Annotated in this window: 2 protein-coding genes; both read right to left on the bottom strand. The window is 35.5% G+C overall.

Features of this window, described 5'->3' with window-relative positions; genetic code table 11:
• Positions 1 to 102: 102 nt before the first annotated feature.
• On the bottom strand, positions 103 to 429 hold the full coding sequence (locus M23134_RS37205; protein ID WP_157558839.1) for a hypothetical protein: 327 nt from the start codon (positions 427 to 429) through the stop codon (positions 103 to 105).
• 84 nt (positions 430 to 513) lie between these two features.
• Positions 514 to 1,318, bottom strand: an 805-nt coding sequence (locus tag M23134_RS37200; RefSeq protein ID WP_045115107.1) for an outer membrane protein assembly factor BamB family protein, incomplete at its 5' end; no start/stop codon positions are given.

Raw genomic sequence — 1,318 nt, 5'->3', positions numbered from 1 at the left:
TAGCTCACTGTGCTTGGCAGCTTTCATCGCGCATGCGGCTTTGCCCTTGCTATCAGCTAAAGAGCTGCCTAAACCTGAAATAGGTAATATATTTCGGTCAACCTACGACAAAGCATGAGCCAAACTTTGCGAAGCACCTTTTGTCGCCTTCCAGGCTTTTACTATATAGTCTTTCAGCGGGGCGGCAATTTGTGCCACCAGCATTGCCCCAAATATCACGGTAAGCCCTTGCATCAAGGCGCTCAATATGGGCATGATTGCCGCGCCGCCCGTGACCACTATCAAGGCAGTTACACCCAATATTACCCCAATCACGGTTGGAATCACCCAACCTTTGTTTTCGTTCCACCAAGCTTCAATCCCTATTTTCATTTGCGAAGTAATGAACGACAAACGTTGTTCTACGCTCAACTGTCCTACTTTTGCCACATCGGGCAACTCTTGGGCGGGGGCAGCTTTGTCTTTTTTCTTATCTTCACCTATGCCCAGCTTTACAATGTTGTTTTATGTATTTTAATTTTTAGAAAAAACATAGAAGTTGCCTTTGTCATCTACTATGTATATTTCATTTTTAGTTATTATAGGGTAGTGATAAGAAGGAATCATCGATTTGCATTCATAACTCCATAAAGTTTTGCCTGACACTTTATCAATAATAAAATATTTACCTTTATCAATATCTGAAAAATGAATGTGATCTTCTGTAATGGAAGTTAATGTCAATCTAACATACCCATGATCTAAAAACTCTTGTTTTATGTTTTTTTCAAATATTTTATTTCCATTACTTGGATTTATTGCACAGTAAGTTTGATTGCCAATAAGGTAAATATTTCCATCAATATAATAAGTAATAGAACTGGGAGTTCTCTCTTTAACTTGAGTTTCCCACTTTATCTTACCATTTTTTAAATTCAAACTAACAATTTTATACCCTAATAAACTCAGTATAATGTTTTCATCAATGATAATAGGAAAACCTGAAAGCGTACAAGGTTTTTCAGTTTTAACATGGCTATCATAAAATGTCCCAAACTGATCATTTTGCCAAATAATTTTTCCTGTTTGAGTATCTAATGCGTGAACGCACTTTCTTTCTAAGTTTAGAATAAGAATACCATTACTTAATGCACTTGATACTACTGATACTTCTCCTAATAAGTGTTCCCAAATAATTTTTTGTTTGTCAAGGTCATAACAGAAAAAGTAAGATTGATCATCATCTTCAGAATAATATTCAGAGTAAAGTTTTTGATCACTTACATGGCTAATCTTCATATTAGCAATAGTTTCGGTTGGTAAGATATGTATCTTATAC

Origin of the sequence: Microscilla marina ATCC 23134, assembly GCF_000169175.1 — a bacterium.
Lineage (GTDB): Bacteria > Bacteroidota > Bacteroidia > Cytophagales > Microscillaceae > Microscilla > Microscilla marina.
The sequence above is the reverse complement of the archived record's forward strand: the minus strand, read 5'-3'. Positions and strand labels throughout refer to the sequence as shown.